The sequence below is a fragment of the Caulobacter sp. FV2ps19 genome, from assembly GCF_058681035.1.
This window is the reverse complement of the sequence record NZ_CM178729.1, coordinates 2,496,657-2,515,578: the sequence shown is the minus strand read 5'-3', so window position 1 is coordinate 2,515,578 and position 18,922 is coordinate 2,496,657. Positions and strand designations below refer to the sequence as shown.

15 protein-coding genes are annotated in these 18,922 nt (G+C 64.2%); 5 read left to right on the top strand and 10 right to left on the bottom strand.

What is annotated here, in order from left to right:
- Positions 1-6: 6 nt before the first annotated feature.
- Positions 7-795 (bottom strand): 4,5-DOPA-extradiol-dioxygenase, encoded by a 789-nt coding sequence (gene ygiD / locus ACW18B_RS11875; RefSeq protein ID WP_492047257.1) that lies wholly within the window; start codon positions 793-795, stop codon positions 7-9.
- Positions 792-2,003, bottom strand: a complete 1,212-nt coding sequence (locus ACW18B_RS11870) for an aromatic ring-hydroxylating oxygenase subunit alpha (RefSeq protein ID WP_492047256.1) — start codon at positions 2,001-2,003, stop codon at positions 792-794. The genes ygiD and ACW18B_RS11870 overlap by 4 nt, the downstream gene beginning before the upstream one ends.
- Before the next feature lie 266 nt (positions 2,004-2,269).
- Here ACW18B_RS11870 and ACW18B_RS11865 point away from each other — a divergent pair, with 266 nt between their 5' ends.
- Genes ACW18B_RS11865 through ACW18B_RS11855 form a run of 3 tightly spaced genes read left to right on the top strand, consistent with a single transcriptional unit; the run spans position 2,270 to position 4,485 of the window.
- On the top strand, positions 2,270-3,127 hold the full coding sequence (locus ACW18B_RS11865) for a TauD/TfdA dioxygenase family protein (protein ID WP_492047255.1): 858 nt from the start codon (positions 2,270-2,272) through the stop codon (positions 3,125-3,127).
- 9 nt (positions 3,128-3,136) lie between these two features.
- Positions 3,137-3,997, top strand: coding sequence for an oxidoreductase (locus ACW18B_RS11860; RefSeq protein WP_492047254.1), 861 nt, complete (start codon positions 3,137-3,139; stop codon positions 3,995-3,997).
- The gene (locus ACW18B_RS11855) at positions 3,994-4,485 is read left to right on the top strand and encodes a VOC family protein (RefSeq protein WP_492047253.1); all 492 of its coding nucleotides are present in this window, start codon (positions 3,994-3,996) and stop codon (positions 4,483-4,485) included. The genes ACW18B_RS11860 and ACW18B_RS11855 overlap by 4 nt, the downstream gene beginning before the upstream one ends.
- A 41-nt stretch (positions 4,486-4,526) precedes the next feature.
- Here ACW18B_RS11855 and ACW18B_RS11850 read toward each other — a convergent pair whose 3' ends face one another.
- The 7 genes from ACW18B_RS11850 to ACW18B_RS11820 form a co-directional block, all read right to left on the bottom strand.
- Positions 4,527-5,339 carry a TauD/TfdA dioxygenase family protein gene (locus tag ACW18B_RS11850; RefSeq protein WP_492047252.1) on the bottom strand — a complete coding sequence of 271 codons (813 nt, stop codon included), beginning with the start codon at positions 5,337-5,339 and terminating at the stop codon, positions 4,527-4,529.
- Between the two features lie 15 nt (positions 5,340-5,354).
- On the bottom strand, positions 5,355-5,849 hold the full coding sequence (locus ACW18B_RS11845) for a flavin reductase family protein (RefSeq protein WP_492047251.1): 495 nt from the start codon (positions 5,847-5,849) through the stop codon (positions 5,355-5,357).
- A complete protein-coding gene (locus ACW18B_RS11840; protein ID WP_492047250.1) occupies positions 5,846-7,234 on the bottom strand; it encodes a zinc-binding metallopeptidase family protein in 1,389 nt (462 codons plus the stop codon). The genes ACW18B_RS11845 and ACW18B_RS11840 overlap by 4 nt, the downstream gene beginning before the upstream one ends.
- A gap of 3 nt (positions 7,235-7,237) precedes the next feature.
- Entirely contained in the window at positions 7,238-7,891 is a 654-nt protein-coding gene (locus ACW18B_RS11835) for a cysteine hydrolase family protein (RefSeq protein ID WP_492047249.1), read from the bottom strand.
- Positions 7,892-7,896: 5 nt separating this feature from the next.
- Positions 7,897-8,961 carry an LLM class flavin-dependent oxidoreductase gene (locus tag ACW18B_RS11830; RefSeq protein WP_492047248.1) on the bottom strand — a complete coding sequence of 355 codons (1,065 nt, stop codon included), beginning with the start codon at positions 8,959-8,961 and terminating at the stop codon, positions 7,897-7,899.
- Positions 8,962-8,971: 10 nt separating this feature from the next.
- Positions 8,972-10,276 (bottom strand): MFS transporter, encoded by a 1,305-nt coding sequence (locus tag ACW18B_RS11825; protein WP_492051690.1) that lies wholly within the window; start codon positions 10,274-10,276, stop codon positions 8,972-8,974.
- Positions 10,277-10,345: 69 nt separating this feature from the next.
- Entirely contained in the window at positions 10,346-12,796 is a 2,451-nt protein-coding gene (locus tag ACW18B_RS11820; protein ID WP_492047247.1) for a TonB-dependent siderophore receptor, read from the bottom strand.
- Positions 12,797-13,179: 383 nt separating this feature from the next.
- On the opposite strand from ACW18B_RS11820, the gene ACW18B_RS11815 reads away from it, so the two are divergent.
- Both ACW18B_RS11815 and ACW18B_RS11810 read left to right on the top strand, forming a co-directional pair.
- Positions 13,180-14,475: a cation:proton antiporter gene (locus tag ACW18B_RS11815; protein ID WP_492047246.1), complete on the top strand. Its 1,296-nt coding sequence runs from the start codon at positions 13,180-13,182 to the stop codon at positions 14,473-14,475.
- 334 nt (positions 14,476-14,809) lie between these two features.
- On the top strand, positions 14,810-16,474 hold the full coding sequence (locus tag ACW18B_RS11810) for an alkaline phosphatase family protein (RefSeq protein WP_492047245.1): 1,665 nt from the start codon (positions 14,810-14,812) through the stop codon (positions 16,472-16,474).
- A 44-nt stretch (positions 16,475-16,518) separates the two neighbouring features.
- Here ACW18B_RS11810 and ACW18B_RS11805 read toward each other — a convergent pair whose 3' ends face one another.
- On the bottom strand, positions 16,519-18,828 hold the full coding sequence (locus ACW18B_RS11805; protein ID WP_492047244.1) for a TonB-dependent receptor: 2,310 nt from the start codon (positions 18,826-18,828) through the stop codon (positions 16,519-16,521).
- Positions 18,829-18,922: the final 94 nt, after the last annotated feature.

Sequence of the window (18,922 nt, the reverse complement as noted above, 5' to 3'; positions counted from 1 at the left end):
TCCGGGTCAGGCGCCGGCCAGCGTGATGCTGGTCATGCTGAGCGAGCCATGCTCGATGTGATCGGGGGCGAAGGCGGCCTGATCGCCGGGCAGGCGCGCGCCCAGCACATAGAGAAGCGGCCAGTAGTGATCGGGCGTCGGAACCGAGCGCGCGGCGTCCTGTCCTTGCGAGGCGAAATCGACCGCCCTCTCTGGCGCATCATCGACGACGGCCTGCTTGATGTAGTCGTTGAACCGCTGCGACCAGTCATAGGGCGCGCAATGGCGATCACCCCAGTTCATCGCGGGCAGATTGTGGACGATGTTGCCGGTGCCGACGATCAGCACGCCCTCGTCGCGCAAGGGCGCCAGACGCTTGGCCAGTTCGAAATGCCATTCCGGCGGCTTGCCGGCGTCCATGCTAAGCTGAACCACGGGCACGTCGGCGTCGGGATAGACCTTGGACAGCACCGACCACGTCCCGTGATCCAGGCCCCAGGCCTTCTGGTCCAGAACAACGGGCTCGGGCGAGAGCAGATCCTTCACCCGCGCCGCCAGTTCGGGCGAACCCGGCGCCTGATACTGGACGTCGAACAGGGCCTGCGGAAATGAGGCTCCGAAATCGTGGATGGTGCGCGGCGCCGTCATGGCCGTGACCGCGACGCCCTTGGTCAGCCAGTGGGCCGAGATACACAGGACGGCCTTGGGTTTGCCGATCGCCTGCCCCATCGCCGCCCAGGTCTTGGTCGTGTCGTTGGTCTCCAGCGCGATCATCGGACTGCCGTGGCCAAAGAAGATGACAGGCAGGCGGCTCATGCGGCGGCGTCCGGTCTTGAAGCCTTCATCGCCGCCCAGGCCTTCTGGTAGCGGGGCGTCAGCCAGCGATTGAACTGCACCTGGGCGCCCTCCTGCCAGGAATAGCGGCCGCGCACGGCGAACCGCGAACGCAGACCCACCTGCACCAGCTCATCCACGTGCATGTCCTGGGCGATGATCTTGCCGGCCGAAGTCATGATCATTTCCAGCCGCTCCTCGAACCCGGGGGTTTCGCTGGCCCCGGGCGCGACCAGCAGGCCGGTGTCCTGCTCCATGGTCTCGGGCCCGGTAGGGCGAAGGATCAGATAGATGACCATGTCGCTGGTCAGCACCAGGGACAGGGTCGGCGGAATATTGGCGAAGGTGGCGCGGTTGCGGTCTTCATCGCTCAGCTTCGGAAAGATCGGCAGGACAGCCTTCTGGGTGGGATTGAAGCTGGCGTCGGCGTGCAGGGTGCCGTTGTAGCGCAGGAAGCCGGCGTCATCGGGCTCGGCCTCGGGGAAGCTGCAAAGCTCGCTGGGAATGAAATCGTGCAGCGGGCCGCGGTGCAGCTTGTTGGCGTGGTAGCCGTCGTTGTTGTTCTCGAACATGACCTTCCAGTTCCAGGCGAACTGGCCGGTCATCGGCGGCGTCAGGCCCTCGGCGGCCGAGAGGTCGAAATTGGCGATGGCGGTCTCGACCGCCGCCAGACGCGGCGCCAGCGGCGGCGCGGCCTCGTCGAAATTGATGAAGATAAAGCCCAGCCAGATCTCGACCTTGAAAGTCGGCAGCTTGACGCTCTTCTTGTCGAAATCGCAGGTGCGCTCCATGGCCGGCGCGTTCACCAGGTCGCCGTTCAGTGAATAGACCCAGTGGTGATAGGGGCAGACGAAGCCGCGCGTATTGCCCCGCCCCTCGGCCACCAACATGGCCCGATGCTGGCAAACGGCCGACATCGCCTTGATCTCGTCGCTGCGATTGCGCGTGACGATGATGGGCTCACCGATGATCGTCGTGGTGAAGTAGTCGCCCTGCGCCTTGACCCAATCCACGCGGCCGACACAAAGCCATTCATGATTGAACAGCGCCTCCTTCTCGAAGGCGTAGAAGGCGGCGTCGGTGTAGCAGGAGGGCGGCAGGGTCTCAGCGTTTTCGACGCCCGAGACCGAGCGCGAAAGCCCGTCAAAGAACGTATCACTCAACAGATCGGCCGGCGGATTGGGGCCCATGATGAAGGCGCTCCCTGGAACGAACAGATCTAAAGGCTAGGCGGGCCGCCCGCGCGGGTCTTGCCTGAGCGCGCACGAAGAGTTGGTCATGACCTGGGGCGGCGCCCCTTTGCGCTGCATTCTCGGGCGCAGTTGAGCAGAATACGCGCAACAGCGCTCTGACACCGGCTCGGCACGGTCGGAGCGGCAAAGCGTGGGGCGCGCTGAGACAAGACCCGAGGCTTGGCGACCTTTAGGGTCATGGGGCCATCATGCTTGAGGACGCCATGACACTCGCCGCCGAACTCGCCATCCAAGACCTGAAGCCCGGCTTCGGCGCACAGATCCAGGGGATCGATCTGCCGACGGCTTCGGACGCCGCCATCGACGAGGTCGTCTCCACCTTCCATCGCCACGGCGCGATCGTGCTGCGCGACCAGAAGATGACGCCGGACGATCTGATGCGCTTCATCGGCCGCTTCGGTGATCCCGAGGATCATACCCAGACCCGCTTCACGCTGCCCGGCTATCCGAAGATCTTCATCCTCTCCAACCGGGTCGTGGACGGGAAGCCGATCGGCGCCCACAATGACGGCGTGGGCTGGCACACTGACTACAGCTACAAGCCCGAGCCGGTCATGCTGACCATGCTCTATGCGGTCGAGGTGCCCGAAGAAGGCTCCGATACACTGCTCGCCGATGGCTGCGCCGCCTGGAACGCTCTCCCCGCGGACAGGCAGACCCTGCTCGAAAGCCTGCGCCTGCATCACAGCTACAAGCACTTCATGGCGACCCGCCAGTTCGGCGGCCAGCAGACGCTGTCGCCGGAAATGGAAGCCGCCAATCCCGACGTCGAACACCCGCTAATCCGCACCCACCCGGCCGATGGCCGCAAGGCGCTGTGGCCCTCGACCGGCACGGTGACCGAGGTCATCGGCATGCCGGGGCCGGCCGGCCTGGCGTTGCTCGACGAGCTGGTCGAGTTCATGACCCAGAAGCAGTTCGTGTATCGTCACAAGTGGCAGGCTGGCGACCTTTTGATGTGGGACAACCGCTGCACGCTGCACACCGGTACGCTCTATGACGACACCAAGTACTTCCGGACCATGCACCGGCTGTGGGTCAAGGGCGACAAGCCGTACTGAGGCGAAGCGATGATCAAGACCTGGCTGATTACCGGCGCCAGCGGCGGGCTGGGGCGAGCGATCGCCCTGGCCGCCCTGGCCCGAGGCGACGTCGTGGTCGGCACGGTGCGAAAGCCCGAGGCGGCGACGGCATTTGAGATGCTCGCACCCGGCCGGGCCCACGCCCTCATGCTGGACGTGACCGATGAGACCGCTGTGGGCCTCGGAGTCGCAAAGGCGGAAGCCTTGACCGGCGGCGTCGACGTTCTGGTCAATAACGCCGGCTATGGCCTGGTCGGGGCCGTCGAGGAGGCCTCGCTCGAGGAAGTCCGCACCCAGTTCGAAACCAATGTCCTGGGACCTCTGTCGATACTGAAAGCCGTCCTGCCCGCCATGCGCGCGCGCCGCGCGGGACGGATCATCAACATCACCTCGGTGTCGGGCCTGGCGACCTGGGCCGGCACTGGAGTCTATTGCGCCAGCAAATGGGCGCTGGAAGGCCTGACCCAGACCCTGGCCGCCGAGGTGGCCGAGCTGGGGATCAAGGTCGTCAATGTCGCGCCAGGCGGTCTGCGCACCGACTTCGCCGGCGGCTCCAAGACCATCGTGAAACGCAAGATCGCTGACTATGACGGCCTGGCGCGCGACGCCGAAAGGATCATGGTCGATCACGCCGGTCATGAGCCAGGCGATCCGGCCAGGGCGGCGCTGGCCATTCTCAATATCGCCGATGTCGAAAACCCGCCGATGCACCTGCTGCTGGGCGAGGACGCTTTGAAATATGCCGGCTACGCCGCCGCCGCCCTGCAGGCCGATATCGACGCCTGGAAAGCCACCACCCTGTCCATCGGCTTTGACGCCTGCCCCTTCACCGCGAGATCCTGCCCGTGACCAAGCCCAACACCCTGATCTTCGTCGACCTGGCTTCGGACGATCCGTCGGCCGCCGGCGACTTCTACGCCAAGGTCTTTGGCTGGCAGAACGACGCCCGGCCTGAGGGCCTCTATCACCGCATGGTGCCGGGCGGCTTCTTCCCCAAACCCGACGGAACCGACAGCGAGATCGGCAATCTGCACCTGGGGATCTTCAAGGCCGACAATGCCCGCCCGCATCCCCAGCCCGCCAGCGTCGATCCGCGCACGCTCAGCAACGAAGGCCGCAAGCCGCGCATCTGGGTGCTGATCAGCGATGACGACAGCGCCGACCGCATCCTGGGAACGGCCGTCGAGCTGGGCGCGACCTTGCTGTGGCGCGATCACTACTGGTCGGAGTTCAACGGCTACAACCACGCTTTCCGCGACCCATGGGGCAACGAGATCGTGCTCTGGGGCAAGGCCGGCCAGAACCCGGAAATCCCCGACAGCTTCACGCGAGAATAGTGGCAAAAAGCCCAGGCGCATCAAACGTCTGGGCTTTTTTCCTAAAACGGTTTGTCGCCCGCCACCGTCACGCGATAGCCCGTGCGGGTGTCAGGGAAATAGTCCCAGATCGCCTGATGCCAGGTGCAGCGGTTGTCCCAAAAGGCCACCGAGTTTTCCCGCCAGCGAAAGCGCACCTGGAAATCAGGGTTGCTGGCGTGCTGGTAGAGGTAGCTCAGGATCGCATTGCTCTCGGCCTTGGGCAGGCCAGCGATGTGCGTCGTATAGGACGGATTGACGAACAGGCTCTTGCGACCGCTCACGGGATGGGTGCGGACGATGGGATGGGTCGAGCAGTTATATTTGCGATCGATGTCCGGGAAGATCGCCTTGTAGACCGGATTGGCGTCATGCACCGCCGACAGGCCTTCCAGATAGGCCTTCATCTTGTCCGACAGCGTCTCATAGGCCCAGTACATGCTGGCGAAGCAGGTGTCGCCGCCGGCCTCGGGCAGCACCTTGATATGGAGGATGCTGCCCAGCGGCGGTTCGGGATCGCAGGTCAGATCCGAATGCCAGCTCTCTCCCGCCACGAACTTGGAATTGGCGTCGGCGTGGATGGCGACAATCTCGGGATGGTCCGGCAGACCGGGCACTCCGGAATGGATCGCCAGGTCGCCGAACTTGCGACCGAACGCCTTGTGGGCGTCGTGAGTCATCTCCTGGTCGCGGAAGAAGATCACCTGATACTGGGTCAGGGCCTGATGCACCTCTTCGAACTGGCGGTTCGAAAGCGGCTGGCCCAGATCGACACCGAAGATCTCCGCGCCGATGCGTCGGGTCATCGGCTTTACCTCGAGCACGTCATAAGCCATGCGTCGCAACTCCAACTAGGTGTTCAGGAAGCCGCCGCGCACATAGATCAGCGGCGTCTTGGTTTCATGGGTCACGACCCGCAGGACGCGCCCAACCAGAATCTCGTGGTCGCCGCCGTCGTGGGCGGCGTGCAGTTCGCATTCGATCGCCGTCATGCATCCGGCCAGCAGAGGCGCGCCGCAGATCCCGGCCTCAACCGCGGTCAGAGCGAACCGGTCGTCGGCTCCGCTTTTGGCGAAACGGTAGGCAAGCTCACCCTGGTCAGAGGCCAGGATGTTGACGCAGAAGGTCCTGGCCTGGCTGAGCGCCGCCAGAGTGCGGCTGTCGCGCTTGAGGCAAACCATCACCAGCGGCGGATCCATCGACACGGAGCTGAAGGCGCTGACCGTCGTGCCGACCAGCCGGTCTTCGTGACAGACGGTGACCACAGTCACCCCGGCCGCGAAACTGCCCATCGCCCGGCGAAACTGGTCGGGCTCGGGCGTGCGATGATGCAGCGCGGCGCTCATCCCTCGTTCCCGAACGGGTTGTCCGGATAGACCGCCGAGGCTGGACGCTGGGCGCTCTCGTCGGGACTGGCGCGACCGCAGACCGCCAGCGCGGTCAGCGCATAGACCAGGGCGCTGTCGACAAGATCCTTAGGTGTCGGGCGCCAACGGCGGAAGCCGGTGGTGATCGCCGGGATGCGCTGCATGTTGAAGACATTGTGGTCGCGCCACATGCTGGAATAGACCGAATTGGCCAACGCTACGGGATGACCCAGGCTCAGCTTGGTGGCGTCATCGACGGCCCCGACAAGCGGCGCCACTTCGCGGGCGTCGGCCTCAAAGCCGTGCCTTACAACCACCGGCTCGATGTCGATCCGACCCAGCCCCGCCTCGCGGACCATGGCCTCCAGAGAATGCTGGATGTCAGCGACGCGTTGTTTGGGATTGAGGCCCACCTCCAGATAGAGGTTCACCAATTCAGTCCCGGCGCCGAAAGCGAAGGGAATACCGCCCCGGATCGAGGCGATCTGCGATTTGGGCTGAGCAAGGCCGCCCGGGCTGTCATAGCGGCTCTTCTTTTCCCACTCGCCGCTCCAGGCGTGGATGGCGTCGGTGAGCTTGCCGATCTTGTAGATTGGGTTGGGGTGCTTGGCCGCCGTTTCGGGGTGATCCAGCAGCGGGGTGAACACCCCCTCCCCCCAGACCTGGAAGCGGAACACGGCATAGCCGCAGCCCACCCAGGTCAGGCCAAAATCGCAACCCTCGGCGGCGATGGCGTAGTCGGGCGCGACGCCGCCATGGTGGAACAGATAGTGGGCGCCGATATCCTTGCCCATATAGGCGACGCCCCGGTGTTCCTCGATCGGCTCTGGGCCAATCTCACCGGGACAGGCGGTCAGATACATCTTGCCGGCCAGCTCATAGCCGGCCTTTTTCAACGCCTTGGCTGCAATCATGAAACAGCTCATCGGGCCGCGGTCATTGGCGATCGGGTAGCCAAAGAGCTTGCCATCCTCCAGCCAGCACGTCTCCCACTCGGGATTGGCCATGGTCTCGGGGCCATACTTGTAGGAGTCCAGATCGGGATTCCAGGTCGGGGCCTCGGTGTCGAGGTGGGCGGTGAACAGCAGGTTCTTGCCCACACCCTTGCCACCGTGCGTGCCGATGATGTTGGGCCGCTCGGGCGTCGCGCCGACCTTGCGCGGCGAAAAGCCTTCGCGCGCCATCCAGTCATAGACGTAGTTGGCGACCTCCAGCTCCTTGCCCGAGGGCGCAGGGATGTTGCCCAGGGTCAGAGCCAGTTCGACGATCTCGTCCTCGCTGATCGCGGCGGCGATGGCGTCGCGGTCAGCCTGGGTAATGGCATAGGGCGCAGCGGCGCCCAGGTTTGGAAATCCATCGGCCATGACTTAAGCGGCCCCTTTCCAGGCGTCAGCGACCTCGACCGTATCGGTCAGGATCGCGCTGTTGAGCTCCATCACCTTGAGCGACGCGACATGAATGTCGGCCTCGTAGGCCGCGCAGGCGTCGGCGACGACGAAGACGTGATAATCAAGGTTGAAAGCGTCGCGCACGGTGCTGTCGACGCAACACTCCGTGGTGACGCCCGCGACGACCAGCGTGTCCACGCCAAGCGCCTTCAGGCGAACATCCAGATCGGTGCCGACAAAGCCGCTGTAGCGGGCCTTGCGGACGACGACCTCGCCAGGCCCTGGCCGTGGCCCCACGAAATCGGACCCGACCTGCCCCGCCCGGCACAGCGCCGCATCACTCTCGGGGTCACCGCCGCGACGGCGCATGCGCTCGTTCCAGGACGGAGAGTCCGTTTCCGGCGACGAAAACAGACCCACGAAGATAACCGGCACGCCAGACGCGCGAGCGTCGGCGACCAGTCGCTCGGCCGCCGCCAGCGCCGGTTCGACCATTCCGAGGTCCACGCCGTACTGACCCAGCAGCCCCTCGGGCGAAGCGAAGTCGACCTGCATGTCAATCACCAGCACCGCCGTGCGCGCCGGCGCGATCCAGTCGGCCAGCCCATCCCCGGTCCTCGTCAGGGTGTTCATGGCGTTCACGAATAGACCGCGCGCAGACCCGGCAAAATCTCCGAGCCAAACATCGTCAGGCCCTCGACATAGTCGGGGAAGATCAGCATCAGGCCGTCCAGTTCGGCATAGTCGACAAACTCCTGGATCTTGGCGGCGCAGGTTGCGGGCGAACCAATGGCGGTCTGGGTCATGAAGGCGCCCATCGACAGCGCCTTGGCCTTCAGGTCGCCCCCGCCCATGCCCCAGCTTTCGAGCATGGCGATCACCGCCTCGATATCAGCGCCCTCGTCATAGCGCTTGGCCGTCGCCTCGGCGGCTTCGTCGGTCTCACCATGGACGATCGTGCACATGGCATAGGTGCGGATCGACGTGCCCATGCGTTCGGCGGCGGCCTTGGCCCTCTGGCTGGCGTCCCGCCGCTCGTCGGGGGTGCGGCCGCCGATGAACACCGCGTCGGCTTCGCGAACCGAGAACTGGAAGCCGCGCTCGGACATGCCGGCGCAGATAATGCTGGGCCGCGGCTTGGAGAGCGGCTTGGGGGCCGACTGGCAATCCTTCATCGTGAAGAACTCGCCGGCATAGTCGACGCTGTCCTCGGCCCACAGCCGCTTGACGATGGTGGTCCATTCCTCGGTCAGCCGGTAGCGGCCGTCGTGGTCGAGACTGTCGTCCCAGGCGCCCATCTGCTCGAACTCGCCCTTGTAGGCGCCGGCGACGATGTTCAGCCCAGCTCGACCACCGCTGATGTGGTCGAGGGTGGCGATCATCTTCGCCGCAACGGCCGGGTTCTGCAGCAGGGGGTGGATGGTGGCCCAGACCTTGATATTTCTGGTCGCCTCGGCCAGGGCGGCCATCATGGTCACCGACTCCAGGGTCACGCCCCAATGATTGGTCTCGCCGCCGAAGCCTCGAAACTTTCCCATGGCCATCAGAAAATCGAGGCCAAGTTCGTCAGCGAGAACCGCCGCTGCCCGGTTTTGCGGATAGAGACCATCGAGGGTCGGCGTGGTCTTGGAGATGATCCAGCCACCATTGGCCATCGGCATGAAGACGCCGAAATCCTTGTGCTTGGATGGGCTGTGAAACATGGGAGCCTCCTCAGGCAGCGTCTTGAAGCATAATCGGCGTGGGACCAGGAACCGGAGCCTCCGTGACCTCGGCTGTGGCCTTGCGCGGCGGACGCATGAACAGGGCCGCCACGAATATGACGCCGATGACGGCCGCGAACACCTGGAATGTCGGCGCAAAGCCGCCCAGTTGATCGCGCATATAGCCGCCGATCGCCGGGCCCAGGGCGGATACGGCGCCGACCAGGCAGACCAGAGAGAAGATCTCGAGGTTATTGCGTCGGCCATAATAGTTGAGCAGCAAGATGCTGACAGCCAGAACGGTCATGCCAAAGCCGCTGCCGACGCCCAGGGCGAAGATCATCATCATCGGCCAGCTGGCGGCATGCGCCAGAGCCAAAAGGCCCACCGCCATCATGCCCTGGGCGCCCGCCAACAGCCAACGCGGGTCGATCCGGTCGCCGATCAGGCCGCCGCCCATGCGGGCTACGACCTGCATCAGGGATTCCAGGCTCAGCGCGCTGACCGCGATGGCCGAAACCACGCCCAACTCGCCAAAATGGCTGGGGGCCAGGCTGACCGCCGTCACGCCGCCCAGCAGGTGCGCGAAATAGGCCGCGAGGATAACGTAGAACTGCGGGGTGCGGATCGCTTCCTTCACGGTCCAGTCCGTGGTCGTGCGATAGACGCGAGACGAAACCGGCGCGGTCAGGGCGTCTTCCGCAACAGCCTTGTCGGTGTCTACGGCAGCCGCCTCCAGCCACGCCCGGCCGCCAACGAGGGCTGCGCACAAGGCGCCGATCACGGCGGCGGCGACAGCTTGCGCCGCCCAATAGGGCCGCCAGGCGCCGTTCGCAGCTTCGAGACCGACCAGCGCCATCCAGGGACCGGCCACGCCGCCCAATGCGCCGATGGTGAAATAGACGCCAAACGGTAGGGCGCGCTTCTTGAACAACATGCCCAGCACATGGGTGCCAGGGATCAGGGCCATCATCTGATAGCCTACGCCCAACAGCGCCGTGCCCGTCAGATAGACCGGAAGACCTTGAGCCCGAGCCAGGCAGACGAACCCCACAACCATTACGGCCGATCCCGTGACGATCGTTGCGCGTACGCCGATCTTGCGGATCAGGATGGCCGGCAGCCAGGAGGATCCGCCGCAGAACGCGCCGAGCAGCGTGAACCCCAGGAACGCGGAGCCGAAGCTCCAATGCTGCTCCTTGATCATGGTCGGCAGGATCACCCCCAGCGACGAGAAGGTCGAGGCGGTGATCAGGAAGAGCAGCAGACTGAAGGTCCCGAGGATGAGCCAGGATCGCCATTGGGTCGTCGACATCATCGTCGGGCCTCCTTCGTTAAGCTTGGCTGCGCGCCGCCCTCTCGCGGCGACGCGCAACTGTTGGAACTAGAATTTCCGCGAGAGGGTCACGCGCCATTCCCGACCCTTGCTCGGCAAGGCGCCGAGGTTGGCGTAGGAGTCGGCGTCGGGCGTAAAGTAGAGCTTGTCGAACAAGTTATCGATGTTGGCCGTGACCGTATAAGGCCCGGCCGCGTAGTAAGCCGAGGCATTGGCGACGGCATAGGCCGGATAGGTCACCGCGTTCTCGACCGTGCCCGACGTCTTGGTCACGTGAGTGACACCCAGCGCTCCGCCAACCTTGCCCCACGCATAGTCGTCACTGGTATAGGCGCCGTAGAGGCTGACCACCGACTTGGGGATCAGGGTGTAGTCGTAGTCGCCGCCACGCCCTGAAAGGCTGTCGAAGCTCCAGACGACATAGGTGCCGCCGAACGCCTGCGAACCCGGAACGCCGGCGGTGTAGGCCGGGATGTACTGGAACGAGGTGTCGGGCCCCTTGACCGTAGTGTGCTGGGTGTTGCCCGAGAAGGTGAAGCTGAAGTTTTCGCTGGCCAGCCAGCGGACTTCCAGTTCCACGCCCTTGGCGCGCGTGCCGGTGGGCGTTCCGTTGATCCCGGTCAACTGGGTGCGGTTCTGGCGATAGCCCGCCAGAGAGCCGACCAGGGTGCCCTGAAGCCATTGGAACTTCACCCCGGCCTCGGCGAGGTCGCTATCCGACAACCAGGCGTCGCTGGCGTCAGCCACCAGGCCAGGGGCGATGTCACCGGCCTGACCCATCTCAAGCGCCGAAGCCTTGGCATAAGTGATGTAGGGCATCAGACCGGCCGGCAGCTTATAGGTGGCGCTGGCGGTGTACGTACCCTTGCCCTTGCTGGCCTTCTGCTCGCCCGAGATCTGATAGCTGAGCACGCCGGTATCGTTCGAGGTGACGTCATAGTCGTCGTAGCGGCCGCCGAACATCAGGTTCAGCGTGTCGGCGATCATGATGTCGGTCGTGAAGAACACGCCCTTCTGCTGCCAGTCGGACTTGTTGTCGTTCTCCCAGGCCAGACCCAGAACGCCCGCTCCGGTTTCGGTGGAGAACGGGCTGTCGATGATATCGGTTGGCGTTGCGCCAAACGCGACATCGCGGCGGTCCAGGGCGATCACGCCGCTGTTGTAGCTCTCGCGCCGACGGCCAGAGAAGTCCCGGTAAGAGGCGCCGACAAACGACTTGGTGATCACCTTGCCGTCCATGAAGTCATGGGCGAAATTATAGGTCAGGCGCGCTTCCCACACCGAGCTGTCGAACCAGGCCGGATAGCCATAGCTGACGAAACGCTTGTTCTCCTGGTCATCGTAGAACAGCTGCGCCTTGATCGAACTGTCCGGCGTGAGCGACTTGGCCAGATCGAAATAGAAGGTGTTGGTGTTGGTCTTCGAGAAGTCAGCCGAGCTGATATAGACGGTGCGCGGGCTGAGCTTCGTCGTGCCCACGCCGGTGTCCAGGGTGTGGGCGGCGTCGGTGCTGTAGTAGCCGTAGTAGGCTTGGTACAGCGGCGTGAAACGCGGGTCATAGTAGTAGGGATTGGCGCCGTTGTTGCCGGTGATCTCGTTGAGCGTCAGACGACCATTGCCGTCACTGTCAACAAGGCTGGTGTCGCGGCCGGTGGTATAGGTCTGGTTGTCGATCAGGTCCTGGGTCAGACGGTTCCAGCCCGGCGTTTGGACGTCGCCATCCGAATGATAGATCATCCCGCCCAAAGCGGTGGTCCAGCCGTTGCCAAGATCGAAGTCCGCCGAGATCTCGCCGGTTTGACGGCGCGGGTAGATGCCCCTGTAGAAGCTGTGACTGTCCTCGACTTCGCCATAGGCGTAGACGCCGCCCGTGACCGGGCCGAAGTTCACCGGCAAGCCGACCTGGGCGGTAGCGTTCTTCTTGTTGTACGAGCCGTACGTGGCCGTGAACTCGCCGGTCGGCTCGCTCAGATAGCCGCCCTCGTTCTTTCCCGACTTGGGAATGAAGTTGAGCATGCCGCCGACCTTGCCCGAGCCATAGATCGGGGTCGGCGGGCCGCGCACGATCTGGATCTGATCGGCCGCGCCGATGGGCGTCGAATAGGTCCCGCGGTTCTCGATCCGCTTGAAGCCGCGGAAGTAGTTCTCCGCCAGGGTGCCGCGAATATTGAGCGCACCGGGCACGCCGTAGAAGCTGGCGGTGTAGGTGCCGGGCGACACGGCGGTCAGCCCGTCGATGCTCTCGATGCCGTAACGTTGCAGCGTTACGTCACTGACGAAGCTGGCTGACCGCGGTGTTTCCAGAAGCGGCTTGTCGATGCCGAAGACCGTGTTGCTGGGCTGCTTCTCCAGCAGGCCCGCCTTGTCGCGCGCCTTGACGATGACCTCGTCGACCGTATCCGCCGGTGCGGTCGATGGATCCTCGGCGAAAGCCGCCGTGGAGAGGATCAGAAACACAATGGCGGAAGACCCCGCCAACAAGAGCTTTTGTTTAGACATGACGTCCTCGCTGGAGGTTGCCGCGCCCACCGCCTGCGGCGGTTATCCCCAGGACGGAACCTCATGAAGAGGAGCATCACCCTTTCATCCGCCGCCTGACGCATCTCCCGTCTGACATTTTGAGAGAAATGTCTTTGCCGCCCGCTCCTTACTCAGTCTCGAAAGCCGGGCGCTCGGCGCTGATCAAAAAAATTGACCCAGCGCGCATGACTAGCGGTCAAAAGCGTCTGCCCCTGCCCTTTTCAAGCCGGCGGCGCAAACTCGACGTCGCATCGCCTGCGCCACGGGTCACGCCTCATCGGTGTGATTTTCCACGGCGCCACAAAGCGAGATTGGATGCGCAACCCCTTGGCGCCTTCGAGAAACCGGCGCGTTGATGCACGATGGCCCTAGATCCCTACATTCTCTTCCTCCTCGGCGTTGGCGTGATCGTGCTGCTCGTGGCTTGGCTACCGATGGCGTTGCGCAACCTGCCGCTATCGCTGGCCATTCTCTGTGTCGCGGCGGGTATCGTGGTGTTCCAGACCGGCGCTCTATCATTCCGCCCAAATCCGCTGCGGTTTTCCACACTCACGGAAAAGCTCACCGAACTGGTCGTCCTGGTCTCGCTGATGGGCGCGGGGCTGAAGATTGACCGCCGCATCGGCTTGAAGGCCTGGGGATCAACCTGGCGTCTGATCGCCATCACCATGCCCCTGACCATCGCTGGGGTCGCGCTGATGGGCGTCTATGGGCTGGGGCTGGGCCTCGCCCCGGCTCTGCTTCTTGGCGCGGTGCTGGCCCCGACCGATCCGGTTCTGGCCTCCGATGTGCAGGTTGGACCGCCACGGTCCGGAGAAGACGGCGAGGCGCGGTTCGCCTTGACCTCGGAAGCCGGACTCAATGACGGCTTTGCATTCCCGTTCGTGCACTTGGCCGTCGCCGTGGCGGCGACAGGCGGCGTGCTCAAACCCGATCTTCTGCTTCACTGGCTCGCAGTGGACGCCCTGTGGAGGATCGCAGCCGGGATCGCCGTGGGATGGGCGTGTGGAAAGGCGCTGGGCTGGATCACGTTCAAGGCGCCGCGTGCGCGACTGTCAGGAACAGGCGATGGCCTGGTGGCGCTGGGCGCGACCCTGTTCGCCTACGCCCTATCAGAGGCGGCGCATGGCTATGGCTTCCTTGCGGTATTTGTCGCTGCGCTCACCCTGCGGGCCGCCGAGCGAGATCATCAGTTTCACGAGGCGATGCATGACTTCGCCGAGCAGATCGAGCGCCTGCTGATGATGCTGGTGCTTGTTCTGCTGGGTGGCGCGATCGCCAGCGGCCTCCTGGCGTCACTCACCTGGAAGGACGCGGCCCTGGGCCTGGCGCTCCTGCTGGTGGTGCGGCCGCTCGCCGGCTGGATTGGCCTGATCGGAGCCCCCCACTCACGCCGCGAACGGGCGTTCATCGCCTTCTTCGGCATTCGCGGAATTGGCTCGTTCTACTATCTGGCCTGGGCTCTCAACCACGGTGAGTTCGAAGGCTGGGCGCGGTTGTGGGCGATCACGGGCTTCATCGTCCTGTGCTCGATCCTCATCCACGGCGTAACGGCGACACCTTTGATGCGGACGATCGACAAATGGCGTCGGGGCGCGGGAACCGACGGACGCCAGTCGCAGATTGACGATGCCCCTTCTGGCGAAGGGCGCATTTGAGAGCCGCCCCGTCCTCAAACGATCGCGCTTGTTTCAGCCCCACGCTCGGGGCCTCGGAAACTAAGCTGCTCAGGGTCGCCAGTCGCAAAACTGCAAACTTGATGTGATAATTGGTCTATACCAATTTACCTGACAGATTGCCCCGTCATGAGTTCCACGATCGTTCGAGTCGGCGCCACAACGCCCGCAGGACCCTCACCTTCGACGGTGTGTCAAAAGCTGACCGCGTTCGGCGCTCCGCTGCCTGCGCCGACGACGTGATCCAAACCATCGCCCACTTTCCCGAAGCGCGGACCGAACGCCCCATCGCGCTGCCCGATACATGGAGCCTGTCATGAAGAACCCGATCCGACACATCGCACTCTCCATCGCGGTCCTCGCCGGCATGGCCAGCGTCCCTAGCGCTCATGCTAGCGCCACCCGGAAGGCGAGCCACGTGATCATCATCGGGGTGGACGCCCTCAGCCCAGACGGGGTGATGAAGGCGGACACCCCCACCCTGCGCGACATGATGAAAAACGGTAGCTGGAGCTTGCACGCGCGGGGCGTCCTGCCCACCACCAGCGGCGCCAACTGGGCCTCTATTCTCGACGGCGTCGGTCCTGAGCAACACGGCGTCACCAGCAATGACTGGCAGGTGGGCGAGTTCAACTTCCCGGCCTCGGTCACCGGGTCCGGCGGCTTCTTCCCATCAATCTTCCAGGTGCTGTTCGATCAGCAACCGGAATTGGAGGTGGGCTCGATCTATCAGTGGGACGGGTTCGGACACCTCTATGACCACCGGTTCGTGGACTACGACGTCAATGGCAAGGACGAGGCCGACACCGCAGCGCTGGCCATAGCCTACATCAAGGCCAAGCAGCCGGCGTTCCTCTTTGTGCATTTCGATGATGTCGACCACGCCGGTCACGAATACGGCCATGGCTCCCCGCGCTATTATGACGCCGTGACCAAGGTCGACGCGCTGATCGGCCGCATCCGGCAGGCGACCGTAGAGGCCGGCATCGCGGACGAAACCGTCATCCTGATCACCGCCGACCATGGCGGCGTGGGCAAGGGACATGGCGGCGAAAGCCTCGCCGAACTGGAAATTCCGTGGATTGCCTATGGCAAGGACATCAAGCCGGGCGTCCAACTTGATCTGCCGATCAACACGTTCGACACCACGGCCACCGTCGCCTGGTTGCTGGGCGCGAAGATCCCCTACGCCTGGCTGGGGCGTCCGGTCACGCCCATCCTCAAGGGTGAAGCGGCGCCGGAGCAGACCTACCGCTCCAGCAGCTTTTACGCCTCGCCTGTGATCGAGCCGGCAAACGATGGGACAGCGACATCAGGCGGCTTGTTCGTCAATCAGCCCGCGCAAATGACCATCCGTAACCCCAACCCCACGGGTGAGGTTCGCTACACGCTGGACAACTCGATCCCCAAAGCCGGGTCGACGCTCTATAGCGGCCCGGTCAAGATCGCCCACAATACGATCGTGCGCGCTTCACTCTTCGTGGACGGCAAGGCCGCCAGCGTCCCGGCCACAGGCTATTTCCGGATCCTTGATCTGAAGGCCCCCGGCGCGCACGGCGTGACGTACAAGGCGTATCTGCTGCCGGAGGGCCCGGTGCGGCTGCCAGACTTCGCCCGACTTGAACCTGCGGCGTCCGGCACAGCCCATGAAATGTCCCTCACGGGGCTGACGCTTCCCCGGGAGGACGCCATCGCCGTGGTGTTCGAGGGCCACCTCCAGATCGCGACCGGCGGCACCTACAACTTCTCGCTCGCCTCGGACGACGGCAGCAAGCTCTATATCGACGGCAAGCCGGTGGTCGACAACGATGGCGACCACGGTGTGATCACGGCCAACGGCGGCATCGACCTGAAGCCCGGCAAACACGCCATCCGTGTGGAATGGTTCAACGGCGGCGGCGGCGCCTGGCTTGGCGCCTATTTCGAAGGCCCAGGCATTCCGCGTCAGTTCATCGATCCCAACCTGCTCACGCCGCAGTAGAAACGAGGCGGCCCGGGAGCACTCCCGGGCCGCCTCGCCTTGGCTTAGAAGCGCTTGCGAACCGAGAAGCCGGCCGTGCGCGGGGTGATGCTCACGACTTGCCGCTTGTTGTTGAGCGCCGAACTCACGCTCATCAGGCCGACTTCATTGGCCACGTTGTTGACGAACAGATAGGCGCCCCAGTCCGCGCCCTCGACACCGCCGCGCAGGTTGGCGTAGCCGTAGTCGCCCTGCTTTTCATAGTAGGTGTAGGTCGGGCGGAACTGTGAGGCGGACTCGCCGACATAGGCGTAGTCGGCGCGCAGCAGGCCGTTCAGATCGTTGTTGATCGGCCAGGTGTATTCGACGGCGGCCGAACCGCTGAAGTCGGCGACATTGGGGAACTCGTCGCCGCGAAGCCCGGTCGAGCCGGTGATCAGGACGGCAGAGTTGGCCTGGTCTTCGGTCAGCTTGGCGTCGACGAAGGCGGCTGTGGCGTTCAGCGTCAGGCCGCGTATCGGGCGAGCGATCGCCTCGATTTCGAAGCCTTTGATCTTCGCCTTGCCGGCGTTGGTCAGATAGCTGAACGCGCCGTTGGCGCTGGTCGCCGAGATCTGCATGTTGCTCCAGTCGATCTGGTATGCAGCGGCGTTGACGGTCAGGCGGCGATCAAACCATTGGCTCTTCACGCCGGTTTCGTAGTTCCACAGGCTGTCCGGCGAGTAGGCCAGCAGCGCAGAGGACAGGCCGGGGATGTTGTTGGCGCCGCCCGGACGGAAGCCCTTGGCCGCCAGACCATAGACCATGAGGTCAGAAGTGACCTGATAGCTGACGTTGAACTTGCTGACCCAACCGTCGGCGCTGGCGTCAACCTGGGCCGGGGCCCCGACATAGGACTGGGTGATGAAGTTGCTGATCAGCACCTGACCCGAGACGGTCTTGTCGTAGTTGAAGCGACGAACGCCGCCCGTCAGGCTCAGTTTCGAAATCGGCTTGTAGGTGATTTCACCGAAGAAGGCCGTCTGCTTGGTCTCGGTGCCGACATGGCGCCAGGCGGTCAGGTCGCTGGGATTGATCACGCCCTGGGCGTCGGCCTTGGCGACCTGGCTCTCGATATAGTCCGAGCGGTCTTCGTAGTAGACGCCGGCGGTCCAGTCGATCTTGTCGGCGAACAGCGAGCCGTTCATCCGCAGTTCGTGGTTCCACGAGGTCAGGCCCATCGGCTGATAGAGCGCGCCCGGGGTGCGGCTGTCGGCATAGGCGGTGTATTGCGCCATCTGGGCCGTGGTGCAGGCCGGGTTGGTCGTGCCGCTCGCCGCCGGGCCGCCCGCGATGTAGTTGCGGCAGGAGGTCGCGTTGGCGCGGTTGGCCGACAGGGTGGGCGTATAGTCCGAATTCCGCAGCAGCGACCACTTGTAGTAGGATGAGGTGCCGGTGATCGTCGCGAAGTCCAGCTCCCACTTACCCATCACGTTGTAGACGCGAAGATCGTCCTCAGTCGGAGCGATGGTGCGGGCGCTTGTCGAATAGTCCTTCGCGCCCAGGGCCGGATACCAGCTGTTCTGGCCGTCCAGGGTGGTCTTCTGGAACAGGCCCGAAGCGTTGATCGTGATCTTGTCGGTGGGCGTAAAGCCCAGCATCAGACGGCCGCCGGTGGCGTGCTGGTCGTTGATGTCCTTCTTGTTGAGGACGACATCGTCAACGTAGCCGCCCTGCTCGGCCTGATACAGCACGACGCGCGCGGCCAGCTTGTCCTCGATCAGCGGCACATTGACCATGCCCTTGACCGAATAGCCCGTGCCGCCGTCCTTGGTGGCGGTGCCTTGTGCTTCAACCGCGCCAGAATACTGGGTGCTGTCGGGCTTGTTGAGGATGACGCGCAGCGTGCCGCCCATCGAGCCGGAGCCGTACAGCGTGCCTTGTGGGCCGCGCAGGACTTCGACGCGCTCGACATCGAACAGATTGACGTCGGCGCTGGTCGAGCTGGCGTCGGCGGTCGTGCCGGCCGGGCCGGTCAGAGGGGTTTCGTCATAGTAGAGGCCGACCGTGGCTTCACCGGCGCTGCGCACGCCGCGCAGGGTGAGGCGGCGGCTGGTGGGCGAGTTGCCGTCGACCTGCAGGTTCGGAACGGTCCGGAAATAGTCCTGGATGCCCGACGCGCCCAGGGATTGCAGTGACTTTTCGGTGACGGCGCTGATGCTTATCGGCGTGGTCTGGATCGTGGTCGAGCGCTTCAGCGCTGTGACGACGATCTCTTCGATGTTGTCCGACTGTTGGGTGACGGCATCCTGGGCGAAGGCGTGGCCCGCGCTCAGGGAGGTCAAGGCGGTCGCCCCAAGGGCCAGGGCCCTCAGGCCTCGAAACTGCAAGTTCATCAATTATCCCCTTTTTCACCGCTCGCGGGCGGCCTGTAAGGTCAGACGCAAGATGATCTCGGCCCCTCACGCGCTCGGCAAAAAATGGGTGAAA

Excerpts from the sequence above, each read along its gene's own strand:
- ygiD (WP_492047257.1), bottom strand. The coding sequence starts at position 795 with ATGAGCCGCCTGCCTGTCATCTTCTTTGGCCACGGCAGTCCGATGATC.
- ACW18B_RS11870 (WP_492047256.1), bottom strand. The coding sequence starts at position 2,003 with ATGGGCCCCAATCCGCCGGCCGATCTGTTGAGTGATACGTTCTTTGAC.
- ACW18B_RS11865 (WP_492047255.1), top strand. The coding sequence starts at position 2,270 with ATGACACTCGCCGCCGAACTCGCCATCCAAGACCTGAAGCCCGGCTTC.
- ACW18B_RS11860 (WP_492047254.1), top strand. The coding sequence starts at position 3,137 with ATGATCAAGACCTGGCTGATTACCGGCGCCAGCGGCGGGCTGGGGCGA.
- ACW18B_RS11850 (WP_492047252.1), bottom strand. The coding sequence starts at position 5,339 with ATGGCTTATGACGTGCTCGAGGTAAAGCCGATGACCCGACGCATCGGC.
- ACW18B_RS11845 (WP_492047251.1), bottom strand. The coding sequence starts at position 5,849 with ATGAGCGCCGCGCTGCATCATCGCACGCCCGAGCCCGACCAGTTTCGC.
- ACW18B_RS11840 (WP_492047250.1), bottom strand. The coding sequence starts at position 7,234 with ATGGCCGATGGATTTCCAAACCTGGGCGCCGCTGCGCCCTATGCCATT.
- ACW18B_RS11835 (WP_492047249.1), bottom strand. The coding sequence starts at position 7,891 with ATGAACACCCTGACGAGGACCGGGGATGGGCTGGCCGACTGGATCGCG.
- ACW18B_RS11830 (WP_492047248.1), bottom strand. The coding sequence starts at position 8,961 with ATGTTTCACAGCCCATCCAAGCACAAGGATTTCGGCGTCTTCATGCCG.
- ACW18B_RS11825 (WP_492051690.1), bottom strand. The coding sequence starts at position 10,276 with ATGTCGACGACCCAATGGCGATCCTGGCTCATCCTCGGGACCTTCAGT.
- ACW18B_RS11820 (WP_492047247.1), bottom strand. The coding sequence starts at position 12,796 with ATGTCTAAACAAAAGCTCTTGTTGGCGGGGTCTTCCGCCATTGTGTTT.
- ACW18B_RS11815 (WP_492047246.1), top strand. The coding sequence starts at position 13,180 with ATGGCCCTAGATCCCTACATTCTCTTCCTCCTCGGCGTTGGCGTGATC.
- ACW18B_RS11810 (WP_492047245.1), top strand. The coding sequence starts at position 14,810 with ATGAAGAACCCGATCCGACACATCGCACTCTCCATCGCGGTCCTCGCC.
- ACW18B_RS11805 (WP_492047244.1), bottom strand. The coding sequence starts at position 18,828 with ATGAACTTGCAGTTTCGAGGCCTGAGGGCCCTGGCCCTTGGGGCGACC.